This is a genomic window from Citrobacter sp. Cpo109, assembly GCF_030332565.1.
In the GTDB taxonomy this organism is placed as follows: domain Bacteria; phylum Pseudomonadota; class Gammaproteobacteria; order Enterobacterales; family Enterobacteriaceae; genus Citrobacter; species Citrobacter portucalensis.
Window position 1 is genome coordinate 1 of the sequence record NZ_JAOWHQ010000003.1, and the last position, 1,502, is coordinate 1,502.

The 1,502-nt window shown below is 52.3% G+C and carries 1 rRNA gene; it reads right to left on the reverse strand.

What is annotated here, in order from left to right:
- Positions 1 to 1,476, reverse strand: a 23S ribosomal RNA gene (locus OGY71_RS00005); the annotation flags it as partial.
- Positions 1,477 to 1,502: the final 26 nt, after the last annotated feature.

Genomic DNA, 1,502 nt, shown 5'->3' on the forward strand with positions numbered 1-1,502 from the left:
TACATGCTTAAACCGGGACAACCGTCGCCCGGCTAACATAGCCTTCTCCGTCCCCCCTTCGCAGTAACACCAAGTACAGGAATATTAACCTGTTTCCCATCGACTACGCCTTTCGGCCTCGCCTTAGGGGTCGACTCACCCTGCCCCGATTAACGTTGGACAGGAACCCTTGGTCTTCCGGCGTGCGGGTTTTTCACCCGCATTATCGTTACTTATGTCAGCATTCGCACTTCTGATACCTCCAGCATACCTCACAGTACACCTTCAACGGCTTACAGAACGCTCCCCTACCCAACAACACATAGTGTCGCTGCCGCAGCTTCGGTGCATGGTTTAGCCCCGTTACATCTTCCGCGCAGGCCGACTCGACCAGTGAGCTATTACGCTTTCTTTAAATGATGGCTGCTTCTAAGCCAACATCCTGGCTGTCTGTGCCTTCCCACATCGTTTCCCACTTAACCATGACTTTGGGACCTTAGCTGGCGGTCTGGGTTGTTTCCCTCTTCACGACGGACGTTAGCACCCGCCGTGTGTCTCCCGTGATAACATTCTTCGGTATTCGCAGTTTGCATCGGGTTGGTAAGTCGGGATGACCCCCTAGCCGAAACAGTGCTCTACCCCCGAAGATGAGTTCACGAGGCGCTACCTAAATAGCTTTCGGGGAGAACCAGCTATCTCCCGGTTTGATTGGCCTTTCACCCCCAGCCACAAGTCATCCGCTAATTTTTCAACATTAGTCGGTTCGGTCCTCCAGTTAGTGTTACCCAACCTTCAACCTGCCCATGGCTAGATCACCGGGTTTCGGGTCTATACCCTGCAACTTAACGCCCAGTTAAGACTCGGTTTCCCTTCGGCTCCCCTATTCGGTTAACCTTGCTACAGAATATAAGTCGCTGACCCATTATACAAAAGGTACGCAGTCACACCCCAAAGGGTGCTCCCACTGCTTGTACGTACACGGTTTCAGGTTCTTTTTCACTCCCCTCGCCGGGGTTCTTTTCGCCTTTCCCTCACGGTACTGGTTCACTATCGGTCAGTCAGGAGTATTTAGCCTTGGAGGATGGTCCCCCCATATTCAGACAGGATACCACGTGTCCCGCCCTACTCTTCGAGTTCACAACACATGCACTTTTGTGTACGGGACTTTCACCCTGTATCGTGCGACTTTCCAGACGCTTCCACTAACACACATGCTGATTCAGACTCTGGGCTGCTCCCCGTTCGCTCGCCGCTACTGGGGGAATCTCGGTTGATTTCTTTTCCTCGGGGTACTTAGATGTTTCAGTTCCCCCGGTTCGCTTCATTACGCTATGTATTCACGTAATGATAGTGTGACGGATCACACTGGGTTTCCCCATTCGGAAATCGCCGGTTATAACGGTTCATATCACCTTACCGACGCTTATCGCAGATTAGCACGTCCTTCATCGCCTCTGACTGCCAGGGCATCCACCGTGTACGCTTAGTCGCTTAACCTCACAACCCGAAGATGTTTCTTTCGA